The following is an 18130-nucleotide window of genomic DNA, read 5'->3' as shown; positions in this document are numbered from 1 at the left end:
GTGGCTTAAGTCACCTCTATTGTTTATAACGTAGCCATTAAAAATGGATAACAAAAATAATGGATCGAAATAATAAACTGTTTATTGCTGCCAGTCTTGCCAATGGTGCAAGTTTCTCGATGATATTGCCGCTGTTGGCGCCATTGGTTCGTGAGTTAAAACTTACTGAGCTACAAGGTGGCGCGATGGTTTCCGTCGGTGCGCTGCTGATGGCTGTCGGTGCCATTTACATTTCAAAAAATCAATCCAAGTTTTCGATTTATCAACTGTTGAGTATCGGTTTTGTGGGCATGGCTGTGACATGGGGGCTATTTACTGCAGTGTTGATGTATGGCCTTTCTGTTCAGATAGGGATGTTGTTGCTGTTTAGTTTACTAATGCTTTCACGTGCAGCCACTGGGGTATTTATGGCGATGCCACAGATTGCCTTGCAAACTTATGTGATGACCCGTTTTAGCAATGAGCAGCAGCGTTCACAAGCAATGTCAAAATTCGGTGCATTAAATAGTGCAGGCGTGATCATTGGTCCATTTCTAACCACCTTGCTGTTAGGCTTTGGTGGAATCATGACGCCGCTTTGGGCAGCAATCATTATTTTAGCGTTGATTTCTGTGGTCTTGGTGTTCAGCTTTGACCGACATACCGAACAGCATAGCGTTGAAAAGCCAGTGACAGAAAAGCATGAGTCACCATCTACGGATTTGAGCATTCAGCAATGCTATCCATGGTTAATGTTGGGATTCAGTCTCTATCTTGCCATCGTGACAGTGAATTTAACGGCAGGGTTTTATATTCAAGACCGCTTTAATATGACTGCTGCAGAGGGTGCAGTGCATTTTGCAGAGTGTTCTCTCGTCGTGGGTATTGCTTTGGTGATTATGCAAACGCTGATTTCTAAGTATTTAAATTGGTCCGTATATCGCTTACTGTGGGTTGGGCTGTTTAGCATGGCAGTAGCCTTGCTGATTTCGGTTTTCACCAATGAATTACGGGTATTTCAAGCCACGTACCTGTTATATGGTATATCGGTAGCATGTTTAATCCCTGCATTTACAACGGGTGCAGCGCAAACGGCGCCCAGTGCGTTACAGACTAAGGTGGCAAGTTGGTGTACAGCCACTCAGGCTTTGAGTTTTGTTGTCGGGCCACTGATTAGTACGGGTTTATACCAGTGGCACAAAGAATTTCCGTATTATTTTTTATTTTTAGTGATGCTTGGTTTAATCGTATTCTTTTTATTTCAAACCAAAACTCAAACCGTGAAGCGAGTAACTGAGTGAAATATGCAGAGACTTGTATACTTACTTCAATAGGTCGGTGTGAAGATAGGCCTATCCTGACAACAGTGGGTTTTGATTACATGATGTTACTTGATCAGCGATTGATTTTACAAAATAGATTTTAAAAGCAAGCTTTTTGATTAAAAAATAACCACAATTGTTTCATTAATTCTCAAAGTACTGAATCAATAGTTTTCTCCGTTATTCTTTTCACATAAAAAATAACGGAGGTTAAATGCTTAAATTTAATAATGATTTGGTTCTGGGCGCCATTTTTGATATGGATGGAACAATGTTTGATACTGAACGTTTACGGTTTCAAACATTGAAACAGGCATCTCTTGAATTGATCGGTGTTGAGTTTTCCGAATCATATCTGATGAATTGTTTGGGGTTAAGTGCACAAAGCGCGCATCGATTGGCCCAAGCTGAATATGATGAAAACATTCCATACGCAGATATTCGCAAACGTGCAGATGAATTAGAGTTGGAGCATGTTCGTCAGTTTGGTGTACCGATCAAAAAAGGCTTGGTTCAAGTATTAGAACGCTTACGTAAGTCAGGACTGAGGATGGCCGTGGCAACATCGAGTCGCCGTGCAATCGCAGAAGAATATCTCATCAATGCCAATGTGTATAAGTTCTTTGATGTCTTAGTCTGTGGCGATGAAGTTGAAAATGGTAAGCCACATCCTGAAATATTTATGCGTGCTGCCGCAAAGCTGAATTTAAATCCTGCTGATTGTTTGATGTTTGAAGACTCGGAAAATGGTGTGACTTCGGCCTTTGAGGCTGGCGGTATTACCGTACTGTTTAAAGATATTAAATCGCCCAATCAAAACATGCTGTCCAAAGCCAAATATTATTATGAATGTATGTATGACTGTTTGACGGAACTTGACCCGTTCACTGCGCATTTAGAGATGCCGCATGTGCAAGAGGCTTTTCCACAAACCCTTAATCAGCTCACTGTTGGTATTCATGGTTTTGGGGCGATTGGTGGTGGTTATTTAGCACAAATTTTGTCGCATTGGGATGGTTATACACGCCCGAAAAAAATTTATGCATCGACTCGTAACCCTTTATATCGTTCTGCGGTCAATGCATTTGGTACCTATTGTATTCGCTATGGTCAATTGTCTTATGACGAACGCATTGAAAACATGGCAGTCATTGATGCTGAAAATATTCAGCAGATGCAAGAGATGTACACAGAGTCAAGTTTGGTTGCCATCTGTTTGCCTGAAAAAGCGATTGCAGAAGAGGCCAAAACCATTGCACAAGGCCTGTATGCACGACATATTGCACATGATGAGAAAGCCATCGAACCTCTAACGATGCTGATCATTTTGAACAAAGTCGGAGCAAAACAATTATTAATGTCACATTTAAAACAGGCTTTAACTGAGCTTGCTGGAGCGGTTGTTGCAGAGAAAATCATGCAACAACACTATTTTTGCGATACCGTGGTCAACCGCATGGTATCTAAGTTAAGTGACCAAAACTTATATCGTCAGCTCCGTATAAAATATAATATCTTCAAACAATTTCAATTAGATGAAGTTGAAGTGAATGCTCAATTAGACTTAGAAGATGCGACGAAATTAAATCCTGATCAGGAACGTCAAGCCACTTTATATGTTGAGGATATGCGCCGAAATTTCCACCCAAGTCATATATTGCAAAGCATGGATTTAATTTTATTTAACGCAGAATCTGACATGCCGATCTATGTAGAAAATAACAGTCCTTTGTTAGAAAAAATGCGTCAAATGATTTTGGTCGATCATATTGAAGATATTCAATTAATTAAAAATCGCTTATGGAATGGCGTACATGCCATGTTGGCTTGGCAATCAGCACTGTTCAATCATCAAACCATAGGTGTGGCACTTGCAGATCATCGGGTTGATCAATTTATGCATGAACTTATTGACGAGGTGCAGGCTGGTTTAGCACGACGCTTACCAAATCGTGCTTTTGATCTAACACGACTGGCAGAAAGCTTTATAAACTCTTGTGAACATGCGTATAAAGATCCATGTGCGCGTGTGGCACGAGATCCTTTACGTAAACTTGCAATTAATGAACGAGTGTTGGGCTCGTTGGCGACCAATGTGAAATATGGACTGGAGACAACGCACCTACAGCAAGGTATTGTCTATGGTTTGATGTATGCCGTGAGTGTTAATCAATGTTCGATGGATCAGGCTATCAACTTTATCCAGTTGCAATTTTCAGAACTGAAAAAGACAAACGAGCTTGAACAACTGGAACGTATTGAACAGATTGAGGCCAATGTAATGATACAGTTGCAGCATTTTTCTGATCAGTTCACAGAGCAGTTTACATCTTGGAAAAACCATGCTGTAACGCAAGATCAGAAAGATACTGCGAAATTTGCCTAAAAATATAATGCTTATCTGTGCGCAATATATATTGAATCAAAATGCTGAGTATGACTCGGCATTTTTTTTCTTAAATAGAGGTCTTAGATGAATGAATTTCAGTTCTAACTGAATATTACTAAATCAAAATTGGGTAAAGTCTGTTTTGATTCATGCTTTAATAAAGCAGATTGAATTTAAAGTGATTTATCTGTGTTTCTAAAACCTTCAACGCAAGTCGTACCGACGCTCAATCAGGATTATCCCGATTGGCATCAAGGTCGTCAGCACTATGCTTTGTGGTATCTAGAAATACAGGATCCTAAATTATTGGAATATCTCACAGCACTTCGAGCGCAGTTTTCAGATCTTTTATACACACCGAATACGCGCCAATTTCATATCACCGTGTTTATTTGTGGTTTTTTTCAAGAGCTGAATAAAACCCAATTAATCGATCATTCTGAACAACGATGGAATGATAATTTCTCAGCAGATGAATTGGCACTGCACCAACAACAACTTCGACAGTTATCGCTATCTAATATTCGGTTACGTACAGGTCAGATCAATAGCTTTCAAAGCGCGTTGTTTATTGAAATTGTGGATTTAGAGCGTAAGTTTGATCATCTACGTCAAGCTTTCAATGTAAGCTCGAATGAAATTGCACCGATCGAATATTGTCCGCATATTACATTGGGCTTGTATAAACAGGCATGGAATAGCGATGATATTTTTGAAAGAATCCAACAAGTTGAACAGCACAGCTTTGATTTTGAAAGCAAGCAACTGACTTTTGGTCATTATCAGGCTCAAGTATTACAAGGGGCATTGAGTGCTTATTATCAACATCAGTTCAGACAAAATATAGAGATGGCACAATCATGATTCATTTTATTTTGGGTGGGGCACGTTCAGGTAAGAGCCGACTTGCAGAACAAAAAGCCAAAGAAAGTGCTCAAGCCGTCATCTATGTGGCTACAGCACAAGCCTATGATGAGGAAATGCAGGAGCGAATTCAGCATCATCAAGCCGACCGTCCTGAGCATTGGGGCCTGATTGAAGAACCTTTGTATTTAGCCGACTGCTTATTTGAAATAGACCAAGCGCATCAAACCATTCTTATCGATTGTTTAACGCTGTGGATGAGTAATTTATTGCTGCATGAACAAGCAGACTTTCAACAGCATCAATGCCAAAAATTACTTAAGGTGCTGCCAACATTAAAGTCAGACATTATTTTAGTCAGTAACGAAACTGGACTGGGCGTTGTTCCCATGGGGCAAATCAGTCGAAAATTCGTCGATGAATCTGGGCGCTTACATCAACAAATTGGTCAAATTGCTGACCATGTGGTGTTTTGTGTTGCAGGTTTTCCAATGATCTTAAAAGGAGATAAAGCATGAACTGGTGGCAAGAACCCTGTCAAAATCCGAGTATCGAAGCTAAGCAACAGGCGGTAAATCACCAGTTACAGCTAACTAAACCTACGGGCTCGCTTTCAGAACTTGAAAATGTAGCGGTGCAACTTGCATCATTACAAAACACGGATCAGCCTAATATCGATTTCCCATGGATTACCATCTTTGCAGGTGATCATGGCGTGATGGAAGAAAATATTTCGGCCTACCCACAAGCTGTCACACGCCAAATGCTACAAAACTTCACGACCGGTGGTGCATGTATTAGTGTCATTGCACGTGAGTATCAAGCCAAACTACAAGTGATTGACTGTGGTTCGGTAGGTGAAGCTTATGAATATGCAGGGGTAGAGCGCTACTGTATTGCAGCGGGTACAGCAAATTTTGCTAAAACTGTTGCGATGAGCGAATCACAATGTATTGAAGCGATGAATCTTGGCCGTAAAAGTGTTGAAGATGCTATCGCTGCAGGTGCGTCAATTTATGTCGCAGGGGAAATGGGCATTGGCAATACCTGTTCTGCTTCTGCTGTTGCATGTTTTTTATTTAATGAGCCGGCCGAAAAATTAACAGGTGTTGGTACAGGTATTCGTGCTGAACAATTGGCACATAAGAAACACGTGATTGATCAGGCCTTGGCTTTACATCACGACTATGTTGGCCAAGATGTCTTTAAAGCCCTATGTGCTGTTGGTGGCTTAGAAATTGCCGCGATGGTTGGAGCATACATTCGCTGTGCGCAATTGGGACTAGCAATGGTCGTGGATGGATTTATTAGTACGGTTTCTGCCTTGGTCGCTGTTCGTTTAAATCCTGCTGTACGTGAATGGATGCTTTTTGGTCATCAATCGGCTGAATATGGGCACCAACGTTTACTTCAAGCCCTTGAAGCTGATCCACTTTTGAAGTTGAATTTACGTTTAGGTGAAGGCAGCGGTGCCGGTGCGGCATTGGGTTTAATTCGTTTGGCATGTCGTTTACATAACAACATGGCGACTTTTGCACAAGCTGCTGTGATTGGTGAAAAAGTTTAAATGGAACATTTCCGTTTAGATATATTGCGTCATGGTGAGACTGAACTAAGCCATACCTTACGTGGCTCTACAGATGATGCTTTGACGCAAAAAGGTTGGCAGCAGATGCAGCAGACCATAGATGATGTATTGAACGTCATACATACACACGGTTTAGCGAGCTGGGATGTCATCATCACTTCTGACTTACAGCGCTGCCGTTTATTTGCTTTAGATTTGTCTCAACAACTTAAATGTCCAATGTTTGAAAATGCGAAGTTTCAAGAAATGCATTTTGGCGACTGGGAAGCGGTATCAACCAAGCATATCTATGAAAACACTCCAGAGTTACTCGCACAGTTTTGGCAAAGTCCCAGCACATTTACGCCACCGAATGCAGAAAGTCTTCAGCAATTTCAACATCGGATATTAAGCGGTCTAGATGAGTTAGTCTTGCAGGCTCAACAGCATCATTGGCACCGCGTTTTATTGGTTTCCCATGGCGGCGTGATTAAATTATTGAAATGTATGGCACAGCAAAGTCACTTAGATGATTTATTAAAAATGACTGCCGAATTGGGACAATTAAATTCATTCATTGTGCAAAATCGTACAAATATTCGTCTTTTGGAGCAAAGTGAATGACACCTTTTTGGATTGCTCTACAGTTTCTCACGACTTTCCCTATTCAACTTAAAGCGATGCCATCGAAACAGCAAAATGGACAGTCTTTACTGTTTTATCCTGCGGTGGGATTGCTGATCGGTGGCATTCTCGCCTTGCTTGCTTTTATATTTCACAGCCTGCCGATTATCTTACTCAGCAGTATTTTGCTGGTAGTTTGGATTTGGCTCACAGGTGGATTACATCTAGATGGTTTAGCTGATACGGCAGATGCGTGGATCGGTGGCTTTGGTGATGCCGAGCGTACACTAAAAATCATGAAAGACCCTGCATGTGGGCCGATTGGTGTTTTGAGCCTCGTCGTGATTTGCTTACTCAAATGGTCGGCGCTTTATGTTTTGCTACAACAGCAAATGTATTTGGCATTAATTGTATTTCCAGTATTGGGTCGTTTAGCCCCTTTATTTTTGTTTTTAACAACTCAATATGTCCGTGCAAAAGGCTTAGGCTCATCGATAGCAGCAACTATTCCACGAAAGTCGGCATACATGATATTTACACTCTGCCTAAGTGCATGTTTGTATTTTAGCTGGACTGGAGTGGTCAGTATTCTTACATTTATTTGTACTTTATTGTATTTACGATGGAAATTTATTCAGCGTATAGGTGGTGTGACAGGAGATACAATTGGTGCCGCGATTGAAATCACAGAAGTGTCGAGTCTTTTAACGTTTGTCATAGCAATACATTATTTAGCTGTATAGTTTTACAGATGAAACAGTTTAAATCATCATTTAAAAAGCCCAGAGACTGCACTGGGCTTTTTATTTATCCCAATAGATAAATGACTAAATGAATAAGCGATGGCCCAAGCAATACCATAAATACTCCAGCAAGTACCATGCTCAAGCAGGCTGCAACACCTTCTTCTTTATGACGTGATAATGCTTTACTTGTACCAAATCCGTGTGCAGCATTGCCAAGAGCCGCACCTTGTGCAAAGCGTGAATGCAATTTAAGCCCAGCCAAAACTAGGTCAGCCATAGCCACGCCGGCAATCCCAGTAATCATGGTAAATAGAATCACCAATTCTACTGAACCTCCAATATTCGAGGTAAGTTCCATGGCAAAGGGCGTAGAAATGGAACGTGCCATTAAGCTATAAGACGTTTCTTGGTCAAACTGAAACAACTGTGCCAAATAAAAAGCACTAATAATCCCAGCTAACATGCCAATCACGATGCCTAAACTAATGCTCAGCGCATGCTGACGGATAATTTGTCGATATTCATAGATGGGAATAGCAAAGGCCACAGTGGCAGGGCCGAGCATCCATACAATCCATTGGCTTTCTTGCATATAGGTGTCATATGAAATATGAAAGCAAAGCATGAGTATAATCAGCACAAACGGGACGAATAGCGCAGGGGAAAGAACCATATACGGTAACTTACGATGTAGCTTTTTCGCCAAAATATAACCGATTAGGGTCAGGACGAAAAACAATACAGAGATGCTGTTCAACCCAAAATCGTTCATAAGGTTTTTCCTGCTGTGTTGACATCATGATCTGTCGCAGTTTGGTGTTTAGCTTTAAGTTTTGCCTCGAGTTTAAAGCCCCAATAAACCGTAAATGCTGTAAACACCATGACACAGACAGTACCCAGTACCACGGCTAAAATTAACTGCCAGCCAGAGCTGAGTAATAAATCTTGATATTTAATTAACCCAACCACACAGGGGATAAAGAATAAAACCAGTTCAGCCAAAATAAAATCTGAGCCTTGTTTGACCCATTGCATTTTAAATAAACCACTCAATAATGCGGCTAATAGCAGCAATAAACCAATTACGCCAGCAGAGATCGGCAAGTTAAACCAAGATTGAATGCAAGATCCAATCCACCAGATCAATATCAATAAACTTAGCTGCGCTAAGGTCTTGAGAAACTGGGTAAATTTGGAAGAAGATTGTGGAAGCGTATCCATGAGACAACAGCAGAATAGGAGATGACGCTATTTTAAAAGTGCATACCCTGTATAATTATGAATAATTAATTATTAATTATGCCTATATGGAATAATAATGGACATTAAAAGCCTAAAAGTCTTTGTGACCATCGTACAAAAACAGAGTTTTAGTCATGCAGCAGAAGCGCTTTTTGTCACTCAGCCGACCATTAGTAAATTAATTCGTCAGTTAGAAGACGAGATCGGAGTGCCTTTATTTCATAAAGGAGAAGCAGGTCGAAAAAGGGAAGCACAGCTCACCTATATGGGAGAGCAGATTTATCAGCATGCTTTAGTGATTTTGAATGAACAACAACGGATGCTTGATACTGTCACCCAAGTTCGCGCCTTAAAACAAGGTAAATTGACCCTAGGTTTACCGCCATTGGCATCGGTGCTGTTTAGTCAGTTAATTGCATTGTTTCATCGAAAATATCCGAATATTGAATTGAGCTTTTTTGAGGTTGGGGCGACGGGTATTGAAAGTGCCATTTTAAAAAAACAGGTCGATGTCGGAATTATTTTGGGGCACTTGAAACCGGTATTAAGCGGTATACCAGTCATGGAATCACCTTTGTGCTTATTATCCAAAAAAAACTCACAATGGCGAAAGCGAAAAACCGTTTCGTTGATTGAATTAAAAGAAGAGTCATTTTTATTGTATGACGATACCTTCACACTCAATGACATCATCATACAGGCGGCAAATTACGTCGGATTTGAGCCCAATGTGGTATGTAAAAGCAGCCAGTGGGACTTCATCGCCAAAATGGTGGATTCAAATGTTGGGATTGCACTCCTGCCTAAAATTTATTGTGAACAACTTGATGCGGTAAAATACCATGTGGCTGAATTAGAAAATCCGAACTTAGACTGGAAACTCAGCATGGCCTGGAATACCACTGTTGCCATGAGTCCCGCAACGCGTGCATGGCTAGAAATCATTGAAGACAATAAAGACAAAATACATTTTTAGTTCATTCACAGATCAAGTCGATGAAATAAAAGATTGGAAATGGAGGTGGATTTACGATTTGTACATCAAAGATTATTGAAAAGGATTTTGCAAAATCAACATGCATGAATTAAATTGGGTGTTGGTCGTTATTTTTGATGGTTCATAAAATGAAATGGGATGATATTGGTCAACAACCGTGTTCAATCGCTCGTGCGCTTTCTGTGCTAGGGGACCGTTGGACCATGTTGATTATCCGTAATGCATTTATGGGCATCCGACGTTTTGATGATTTTCAACAAAATTTGGGTGTGACTCGACATGTGTTATCTGACCGCCTAAAGCGTTTGGTCGAAGAAGGTATTTTGACCAAAGTTGCTTATGTCGAGCGTCAGGAACGTTTTGAATATCGACTGACTCAAAAAGGCTTAGACTTGTATCCAATTCTTCTAGCCATGACGCATTGGGCCGATCAATATATGGATCAGGGCTTGGGATCACCTGTTGAATATGTCCATCAGACATGTGGTGAAAAGTTTAAACCCGTTTTAGTGTGTTCATGTTGTGCAGAACCGATCCAAGCCAAACAGGTCAAACCAGTTTTTACCCAAGCCTATTACATCGCTCTCAATCAATTAAAACCTGCCTAAGCTGTTTTATGGCTTTCTTCAAGATCCTGATTTGCATCCATATAGCCAAAATAGCCTAAGCAGTATTTAGATTACTTTAAAATTACAAACAATTTGCAGGTTTAGGAATTCCCGCTAAACGACTTAAATGTCGAGCGACCAAGCCCGTATTAAATTTGTCTTGTAATACTGCATTATTAATATCTGCACTCACGGTTTTCATTAAAAATTTAATGAGTGGGCGAGTTGCCGGCGAGTGACCAAACTGTTGATAAAACTGTCGCACAGCTTGTAAAACTTCAAAATGCCAAGGGCTTAACTCAAGTTCTAAACTTTTAGCCAGTTCTTGGGCAACAGCTTCATTCCAAATAGTGTAATCCACCAAATGGCCATCTTGGTCTAATTCAAGATTCATATTCGTTCCAAAAGAGAAGATTGTAGAAATGGATCGCTTTCACTCAAATTATTTGAGTGAAATACATCTTTTAAATCTGAGGCATAGATCAGCAAAAGCGGCATAGTCGATCACTTTCATATGACTATAATTCATACTTTTACCTAAAATTTCAGCATCATTTTCAAGTACATAACATGTGCCAAATTGCTGAATTTGTTCATCTGCAATATGTAAGACTGCTTCACCCATCAGGATGATTGCATCTTCAGGGTTGATTAAACTGGCTAACTGCTGGATGTGCTGTAGGGTATTGGCATAGCTGGCTTGGACTAAATACAGCGTAGAATTTGACATCATCATTCCTCTTTTACCAATACAACACATGATCAAATTGTTGAATTAATTCAGTATTGAATTGAACAAACTCAAGTTCTTGTTCACTATTGATCACAAATGGATGCTGTGAATTTTTTTGTTCAATATAAATCGGGGTGAGATCATAAAACTCAAAGCTATCAACCATGTTGGATGCGAGTTTAAATGCATGCTTGAGTTGACTAAACTCTTGTTCGGCTTGAAGTAGGCTCAGCGCAGCATCTTTGAGCAACACTTTAACGTCACAACCGAAGGTTGCAAGCACCATGGTCGCAGAAAGACTTTCATGTACTTGTAAGCTTGCAAGATTTGCATGGGTTAAAACAACCAGTACAGATTTCACGTAATTTTCCTTTTCAATGCTACAAATGCGCGGCAATCAAAATACTTAGAATTGCAATAAACGGTCAGCAGCTTGTACGGCATCGGCAAGTTCACCTAAGCCCACAAGTTCAAATTGCTCAGCTAGATTATGTTGCTGAATATTGTGACGGTGTGCATTTTCCTGATCTGTGATCCCACGTGCGAGAGCTGCACTTACACAAACAGGTAAACGAATGCCGAGTTTTTGCCATTCACTGCTGAGTTTGCGTTGATCATCTGGCACCCATTGCAGAGCATTTGCGACATTTACAGCATCTTGATAGAAAAAAACCCGAAAGTTTTCGCCTTTCTGCTTCAGCGCTTGGGCAAGACCCAAAGCATGCCAAGCCAATATCGAAGTGGGTGAGGAGGTAATTAGTAATAGAGTACTCATCGAAATTCACTAAATGAATAAACGGTCTAGATCGACAGTTTGTTCTGAGTTCAGAAGAAAAAGCTAGTATACAATGATTTACTCAATGATCTGAATATTTGCACAGTTTTGCTTATTTAGGCGGCGAAGTCATTGCCAATTTTTCTTCAAATATAACTTTGGGTTTATTTTGGATTCAGCCTCAAGCCGTCAGTTTTTCATAAATAAACTGTGCGGTTACATACTGAAAAATCTTTATATGAATAAAACGCAATTTTTGATTTTGCAGAGTGCTATGATCTTTTCATTTTTTAAACCATCTCATGAATATAGAGAAATTTAACTTAAGTTTATTTAATTCAATCAATGCTTCGGACAATGCTTTAGATTTCACCATTTCTTTCGCTATATTTATAGCCAATGATCTATTTTATATCGTGATTCTTTTGATGTTTTTGGCTTGGTTTAAAGGCAGTTTTGACACCAAAAAACAAATCGTTAAAGCCACTGTATTTACTATCGTCGCATTTCTAATCAGCCAAGTGATTTCAAGTTTCTTTTACTATCCTAGACCCTTTGTCTTGGACGTTGGACGCACGATTATAGAACATTCACCGAATGGATCATTCCCGAGTGATCACATGCTGTTTTTTAGTACGATTGCATTTTCTTATATTTTTTCAAAGCAAAAAGCTGTCGGCTATGTATTTCTAGCTTTCGCTTTTCTTGTGGCGTGGTCGAGAGTCTATTTAGGTGTGCATTATCCAATGGATATGGCGGGAGCGCTGATCATTGCGGTTTTACTGAATTTTGTTGGACTGTCTTTATGGCGAAAATATGGGTCTTATTTGGTGAGCATGATCTTAAAAGTTTACGAGTTCCTATTCTCAGCCATGATTAAAAAAGGCTATATCCGCTAAATTAAGTTTGCTAGATATTTGCGATTTCAAACTTTTGCTGCTGTTACAGTTACATTGCCAACATCCTGCCAGATGAATATTTCTGATGATTCATCTGGCTTTCACATCCTGCTTCTCGACCTCAAAAATAGTCAGACTGCTCAATTCAATTTGCTCATTCGATAAGATCATTTCTAATATTTTGTTGCTGTGTAATATGTTTGCAGTGCGACTATTTTTAATATCTTCTTCTAAACGCGTTCACTCAAATGCCACGAATAATTGTGATGTCTTCAAATTGGATCGCTAGCGAGGTCATTTGTCGTAAATCAAATACAGTTAATATCCATAACTGCAACACAGTCAAAATTCTAAAGCAGTAAGATAAAACTAGAATGCTCTTGCAGATTGTTCGGCTCATGAAAAATGCTGAGGCGAAGTTTCAAAATTTAGATCTGTAGATAAGTTGGTGACGACACCAAGATGATGCCAAAGATTTGTAAAAGCTTGATAACTATAAGGAGTATCTAAACAATGATTTTAGTGACTGGTGGTTTAGGCTTTATAGGCTCACATATAGCCTTGAGTTTAATGGCTCAAGGTCAAGAAGTCATTATTGTGGATAATTTATCCAATGCAAATTTACAAACACTTGAACGACTAGAATTTATTTCAGGCATGTATGTACCTTTTGTCAAACTCGATATTCGAAATACTCCCGCACTCAATAAAGTATTTGAACAATATACCGTCGATGCTGTCATTCATACGGCAGGCTTTAAGTCATTGGAAGAATCCGTCCTTAAACCACTTGAATACTATAATGATAATGTCAGCTGTATCATGAGTTTGCTGCGTGCCATGCAGCGAACAGGTGTACGAACACTGATCCATTTATCAAGTTTGGCGGTATATGGTCAGTCTTCGGCAGAATTAACAGAAGACACAGAAATCAATTTTACCTATCCAAATCCCTATGTGAAATCTCAACAAATGGTGGAAGAAATTATACGGGATACGGCACGTACCGATAATGAGTGGAAAATTGCGATTTTGCGTTTAGGAAACGTCGCAGGTGCTTTCGAACATGCAGTTTTAGGTGAGTTTGTTGCGCCATTGCCAAAAAATATCGTGCCACTTGCGATGCAAGTCGGTGCTTTACAACGAGATTTTATTGAACTTCGCAAACAAGCCAAAACTGAAGATGGTACTGTGGAACGGAGTTTCTTGCATGTACTCGACTGTTGTAAGGCGGTGTGGCAATGTTTGCAATGGTTGTCGCAGCAACAATTTACTTGCGAGGCCTTTAATATTTCAGGTGAATTGGTTTCGATACAGCAACTGTTGGATACGCTTTCAGAAGTGACACAGGCGGAGATTAAGACGGTCGATTCTAGTTTTTACCCAAGCCATGAATATGACCAGCTTGGGGCAAGTACACAGAAAGCGAAAAGTACTTTTGATTGGCAGCCTGAACAAGATTTAAAGAAAATGCTAGAAGATGAATGGCGTTTCTATCAACAAACATTAAGAGGGAATTAACTCGTCTTGTTTTCGGTAAGTTTAATCATCGTGCATGATTTTCTTTATAAAATCACGATAAAGATTATCAAATAAACCGCTCATAATTGATAATGGTTATTATTTACAAATCTAAGCAAGTTACCTAAACTGTATTTATCAGCAGAGTTTGATTCTGCACAGACGTTCAAGTTTTATAAATAAGGATATGAGGTCATTTATGCAAACACGTATTGAACATGACACAATGGGTGATGTTGAAGTACCTAGCGATGCGATGTGGGGTGCACAAACACAGCGTAGTTTGCAAAACTTTAAAATTGGTGGTGAACGTTTACCGCGTCCAATGATTCGTGCAATGGGACTCGTCAAAAAATCAGCAGCGATTACCAACGCAGCTTTGGGTCAAATCCCTCAGGAACTTTCTGGATATATCGTCAATGCAGCCGAAGAAGTGATCTCCGGTCAATGGGATGTACAATTTCCACTGGTAGTTTGGCAAACTGGTTCAGGCACGCAAAGTAACATGAACTGTAATGAGGTCATTGCCAATATTGCCAATCAAAAACTGGGTAATCCATTGGGTTCACAAAAACCTGTGCATCCTAATGATCATGTCAATCGTGCTCAATCGACCAATGATTCGTTCCCAACCGCAATCCATGTGGCTGCAAGTCTACAAATCAATGAGCTTTTAATTCCTGCAGTAACGAAACTGCGTAATACCTTAGAAGCTAAATCTAACGATTTTAAAGATATTGTTAAAATTGGCCGTACACATTTACAGGACGCAACGCCTTTAACATTAGGCCAAGAGTTTAGCGGCTATGTTTCACAGCTCGATCATGGATTGAAGCGTTTAAATCAAGCTTTAGAAGGGCTGTATGAATTACCACTAGGCGGTACAGCGGTGGGTACAGGTTTGAATGCACATCCTGAATATGCTGTAAAAGCAGCAGCAGAACTTGCGAAGCAAACGGGTCTGCCATTTGTAACTGCGCCCAATAAATTTGAAGCACTTGCAGGACGTGATGCAGCTGTATTTGCGTCGGGTGCTTTAAAAACACTTGCTGCAAGTTTAAATAAAATCGCCAATGACGTGCGCTGGTTAGCCAGTGGTCCACGCTGTGGTTTTGGTGAGCTACGCATTCCAGAAAATGAACCAGGCTCAAGCATCATGCCAGGTAAGGTCAATCCAACTCAAAGTGAAGCCATGACGATGGTGGTTGCTCAAGTACTTGGAAATGACACAACCATTAATGTTGCCGGTGCATCAGGTAACTTTGAATTAAACGTGTTTATGCCTGTTATTGCCTTTAACTTATTGCAATCTATTCAACTCCTTGGCGATGCATGTAATAGCTTCAATGACCACTGCGCAGTCGGAATTGAGCTAAACCGTGAAAAAATCGATCATTTCTTACATGATTCATTAATGTTAGTTACGGCACTCAACCCTGTGATTGGTTATGAAAATGCTGCGAAAGTTGCTAAAACTGCATATAAAGAAGGTAAAACTCTAAAACAAGTTGCGGTAGAACTCGGTTTAGTCACTGCAGAGCAATTTGATGAAGTGGTTCGTCCTGAGCAAATGGTTTCACCAAATACCAAATAAATTGTTTTGAGATCATTCATCTAGAGTGTTGGAAAATAATTAGAGAGGCTGATTCATATTCAGCCTCTCTTTTTATTGGATATATGATTGAATTATTTTTCAACTAGTTATTGCCTAACACAGATTCTTTGGATTCATATTCATCTTGAAATGTATGTATAGAAACCAGACGATTTATTAAAAATAGGGGAACGAACAAAATGAAGAAAGGCCTGATGATGAAGCGAGTAATTCATTGGATTGGGCTTTGAATTCATTGGCACACTTGTTAAAATGCCTTTCTTTTTCTGTTTTCGTTGCTATTTGACATTTGTTTGAATAAATATTTGCAAGACAGTGTTTTATTTAAGGATTTCCCCCAATGCTCACCATCTATTTGACAGATGTCCAAAAGAACGTTCAATTTAAAGACTATCCGGGCGAGCATCCTGTTAAATTTGTATTGAATTTTAAAAAGATTTTCCCAAGTGTTATGGAGCTTTTGCTACCAGTTTTGCCTGAGAATGAAAATCTAGAAGAAATGAGCTGGGAATCAACAACGACAGATTTTGAAAAATTTAAATTACTACTCAGTGGGTGGGGCGTAATTGAGCTACGTTTGAATGCTATTGCCCAATATAAAGACCGTGCTTATGCAGATAACTTGGTAAAAAAAGCACAGCAAAAACGTAAAGAATATAAAAAAGCACAGTCAAAATTACAAACCGTTGAACTTGATTATTTATTCATGCACGAAGTTCATGGTTTGATTGATGCAGAGTTGGTCGAGCTAGGTGAAAAATTCTATCTACCGACTTTACGTGAGCTTTGGAAAAACCAAGTGTCAGCGAATGTATTAGAAGCAAAATTCTAAACTGCACACAGTTTTAGTCGAAAAATCCTCCGCTTAGGAGGATTTTTTATATGCACAGCAGAACTTCAGATTTACTGCGGCAAGTGACTGTTTCATAGTGACCCATCAAGCAAGTGAAGCATTGATCCTAAACAATATCGTGAACGGTCATCCCTTCTAAATACTTAAAATATTTCTGCTTAAAGGCTTTTAGACTTAACCAGTCATTTGTAGAAGGTCGTCTAATTCGATGGTAGTAAACTTTGAGAATAATACAGCATCGGTTTCTTTTCTAGTAGTAAACACTACCGTGAATCACATGGTCTTTTAATGTGGGAGACAAGCTTCGCTTACTGCATTATCCCATGAGCAGCATACTGTGTAAGGTCGCGACGGTTGTATACTAGAATACCGTTATTCATCAATAAATAGCCCCTACAATCATGATTACAGTACTTCGAGTCTGTGAAGTATTGCTTTGCAAGGAAATGTACCATGCACCTGTTTGGATAACCTTGATGAGCTACTGCTTAATTAAATGCATTACACGCATATCAATTGATGGTCTGATTTTACTTGACCATTACAATGGCTAGTTTGCCAACAGACAGTACAACGACTAAATAAACTTAGCATCCACATAAATACAACCCATCTTGCTTGGTACTGATATAAGTAATATCCGTTGTATGCTTATATTTGCGTGCAACTTTATTCAGTAAACTTAGCTTTTTAAATATTCTTAGATTCTACAGACAGAACATTCATTCATACGATAATCAAGATCATGTATGTCATGGACATGATTGTGCGCCTAAATGAGTATGATGCTGCCAATGGATAGCTTTCAAATCATCATACATAAATAAATCTAACATTTTTCATGCATAGAAGCGTGAAGTGCTGACACCTAGATATTTGCAGGCAGAAGAGACTGCAGTGATTATTTTTAACTGATCGGTGATAGATTTAAGTAAGTACATCGTTGCTTTGAATACTTTCTTAGCTTTACGAGTATAGGGCTATGCTGGCAGCATGTCGAAAGACACAGCAAACTATTAGCGAAAGAGTCTCTCAAAGATGCTAAAACTTGAAAATCATAAATGCGGACATTAAAAAGCCCCATGGTTAGGGGCTAGTCGTATCACTCGCGTGATACTCATATAAGGCTCATCTCATACTGCATGTATTAAAACATAAAATCGAAAAAATTGCTGAGCAAATTAGGCGGGTAAAACTAGGTTATTTTAGAAAAAAGCGATCGCTATACTTTGCCCTGAACATTTGTTCATTTCACTATAACCATAAAGAACTAGGGTGTGTTGACATTTACAGCCGATAAATTGAGCTAAAGAGGCAACCATATAAATATACAAGCTAAAGCAACAGCGCTTTGATAGTTACGTTTTAGCTTATCGTATCTTGTGGCAATTCCTCT

19 protein-coding genes and 2 pseudogenes are annotated in these 18130 nt (G+C 39.5%); 13 read left to right on the top strand and 8 right to left on the bottom strand.

Going from position 1 to position 18130, the window contains the following annotated elements:
* Positions 1-59 precede the first annotated feature (59 nt).
* The 7 genes from FTV04_RS13360 (at position 60) to FTV04_RS13330 (ending at position 7488) form a co-directional block, all read left to right on the top strand.
* Positions 60-1280 carry an MFS transporter gene (locus FTV04_RS13360; protein ID WP_180089920.1) on the top strand — a complete coding sequence of 407 codons (1221 nt, stop codon included), beginning with the start codon at positions 60-62 and terminating at the stop codon, positions 1278-1280.
* A gap of 235 nt (positions 1281-1515) precedes the next feature.
* Complete coding sequence (gene mtlD / locus FTV04_RS13355) at positions 1516-3687, top strand: bifunctional mannitol-1-phosphate dehydrogenase/phosphatase (protein WP_180089918.1); 2172 nt, start codon at positions 1516-1518, stop codon at positions 3685-3687.
* A gap of 192 nt (positions 3688-3879) precedes the next feature.
* Positions 3880-4554 (top strand): 2'-5' RNA ligase family protein, encoded by a 675-nt coding sequence (locus FTV04_RS13350; protein ID WP_180089916.1) that lies wholly within the window; start codon positions 3880-3882, stop codon positions 4552-4554.
* Positions 4551-5072 carry a bifunctional adenosylcobinamide kinase/adenosylcobinamide-phosphate guanylyltransferase gene (gene cobU / locus FTV04_RS13345; RefSeq protein ID WP_180089914.1) on the top strand — a complete coding sequence of 174 codons (522 nt, stop codon included), beginning with the start codon at positions 4551-4553 and terminating at the stop codon, positions 5070-5072. The genes FTV04_RS13350 and cobU overlap by 4 nt, the downstream gene beginning before the upstream one ends.
* Positions 5069-6121, top strand: a complete 1053-nt coding sequence (gene cobT / locus FTV04_RS13340; RefSeq protein WP_180089912.1) for a nicotinate-nucleotide--dimethylbenzimidazole phosphoribosyltransferase — start codon at positions 5069-5071, stop codon at positions 6119-6121. Before cobU ends, cobT begins: the two co-directional genes overlap by 4 nt.
* Complete coding sequence (locus tag FTV04_RS13335; RefSeq protein WP_180089910.1) at positions 6122-6745, top strand: histidine phosphatase family protein; 624 nt, start codon at positions 6122-6124, stop codon at positions 6743-6745.
* Complete coding sequence (locus FTV04_RS13330; protein ID WP_180089908.1) at positions 6742-7488, top strand: adenosylcobinamide-GDP ribazoletransferase; 747 nt, start codon at positions 6742-6744, stop codon at positions 7486-7488. The genes FTV04_RS13335 and FTV04_RS13330 overlap by 4 nt, the downstream gene beginning before the upstream one ends.
* Before the next feature lie 64 nt (positions 7489-7552).
* Here the strand turns inward: FTV04_RS13330 and FTV04_RS13325 are convergent, their stop codons facing one another.
* Positions 7553-8263, bottom strand: a complete 711-nt coding sequence (locus FTV04_RS13325) for an LrgB family protein (protein ID WP_180026276.1) — start codon at positions 8261-8263, stop codon at positions 7553-7555.
* Positions 8260-8712 (bottom strand): CidA/LrgA family protein, encoded by a 453-nt coding sequence (locus FTV04_RS13320; RefSeq protein ID WP_180011411.1) that lies wholly within the window; start codon positions 8710-8712, stop codon positions 8260-8262. The genes FTV04_RS13325 and FTV04_RS13320 overlap by 4 nt, the downstream gene beginning before the upstream one ends.
* 97 nt (positions 8713-8809) lie before the next feature.
* Between FTV04_RS13320 and FTV04_RS13315 the strand changes: the two genes are divergently transcribed.
* Together FTV04_RS13315 and FTV04_RS13310 are read left to right on the top strand one after the other, a co-directional pair.
* Positions 8810-9709, top strand: a complete 900-nt coding sequence (locus tag FTV04_RS13315; protein WP_168378649.1) for a LysR family transcriptional regulator — start codon at positions 8810-8812, stop codon at positions 9707-9709.
* A 149-nt stretch (positions 9710-9858) separates the two neighbouring features.
* Positions 9859-10338: a helix-turn-helix domain-containing protein gene (locus tag FTV04_RS13310; protein ID WP_180007850.1), complete on the top strand. Its 480-nt coding sequence runs from the start codon at positions 9859-9861 to the stop codon at positions 10336-10338.
* An 82-nt stretch (positions 10339-10420) separates the two neighbouring features.
* Here the strand turns inward: FTV04_RS13310 and FTV04_RS13305 are convergent, their stop codons facing one another.
* From FTV04_RS13305 to tusD, 4 genes are read right to left on the bottom strand one after another with little or no spacing between them, the layout of a single operon-like run.
* Complete coding sequence (locus tag FTV04_RS13305) at positions 10421-10732, bottom strand: TusE/DsrC/DsvC family sulfur relay protein (protein WP_111884335.1); 312 nt, start codon at positions 10730-10732, stop codon at positions 10421-10423.
* Between the two features lie 48 nt (positions 10733-10780).
* A complete protein-coding gene (locus FTV04_RS13300) occupies positions 10781-11068 on the bottom strand; it encodes a DsrH/TusB family sulfur metabolism protein (protein WP_078190986.1) in 288 nt (95 codons plus the stop codon).
* A gap of 13 nt (positions 11069-11081) precedes the next feature.
* Positions 11082-11432, bottom strand: a complete 351-nt coding sequence (locus FTV04_RS13295; RefSeq protein WP_078193833.1) for a hypothetical protein — start codon at positions 11430-11432, stop codon at positions 11082-11084.
* Positions 11433-11477: 45 nt separating this feature from the next.
* Entirely contained in the window at positions 11478-11846 is a 369-nt protein-coding gene (gene tusD / locus FTV04_RS13290; protein WP_180089906.1) for a sulfurtransferase complex subunit TusD, read from the bottom strand.
* A gap of 302 nt (positions 11847-12148) precedes the next feature.
* Here tusD and FTV04_RS13285 point away from each other — a divergent pair, with 302 nt between their 5' ends.
* From FTV04_RS13285 to FTV04_RS13270, 4 genes are all read left to right on the top strand, one after another.
* A complete protein-coding gene (locus FTV04_RS13285) occupies positions 12149-12745 on the top strand; it encodes a phosphatase PAP2 family protein (RefSeq protein ID WP_078193832.1) in 597 nt (198 codons plus the stop codon).
* A 513-nt stretch (positions 12746-13258) separates the two neighbouring features.
* The gene (locus FTV04_RS13280; RefSeq protein ID WP_180089904.1) at positions 13259-14266 is read left to right on the top strand and encodes an SDR family NAD(P)-dependent oxidoreductase; all 1008 of its coding nucleotides are present in this window, start codon (positions 13259-13261) and stop codon (positions 14264-14266) included.
* A 199-nt stretch (positions 14267-14465) separates the two neighbouring features.
* Positions 14466-15860, top strand: a complete 1395-nt coding sequence (fumC, locus tag FTV04_RS13275; RefSeq protein ID WP_180089902.1) for a class II fumarate hydratase — start codon at positions 14466-14468, stop codon at positions 15858-15860.
* Positions 15861-16221: 361 nt separating this feature from the next.
* Complete coding sequence (locus FTV04_RS13270; RefSeq protein ID WP_078193829.1) at positions 16222-16713, top strand: hypothetical protein; 492 nt, start codon at positions 16222-16224, stop codon at positions 16711-16713.
* A 127-nt stretch (positions 16714-16840) separates the two neighbouring features.
* On the opposite strand, the pseudogene FTV04_RS17020 reads toward FTV04_RS13270, so the two are convergent.
* Positions 16841-17627, bottom strand: a pseudogene (locus FTV04_RS17020) (IS3 family transposase); the annotation flags it as partial.
* A gap of 413 nt (positions 17628-18040) precedes the next feature.
* Positions 18041-18130: pseudogene (locus tag FTV04_RS13265) on the bottom strand (IS5/IS1182 family transposase); the annotation flags it as partial.

Origin of the sequence: Acinetobacter sp. YH12219 (assembly GCF_013417875.1) — a bacterium.
Lineage (GTDB): Bacteria > Pseudomonadota > Gammaproteobacteria > Pseudomonadales > Moraxellaceae > Acinetobacter > Acinetobacter amyesii.
The sequence above is the reverse complement of the archived record's forward strand: the minus strand, read 5'-3'. Positions and strand labels throughout refer to the sequence as shown.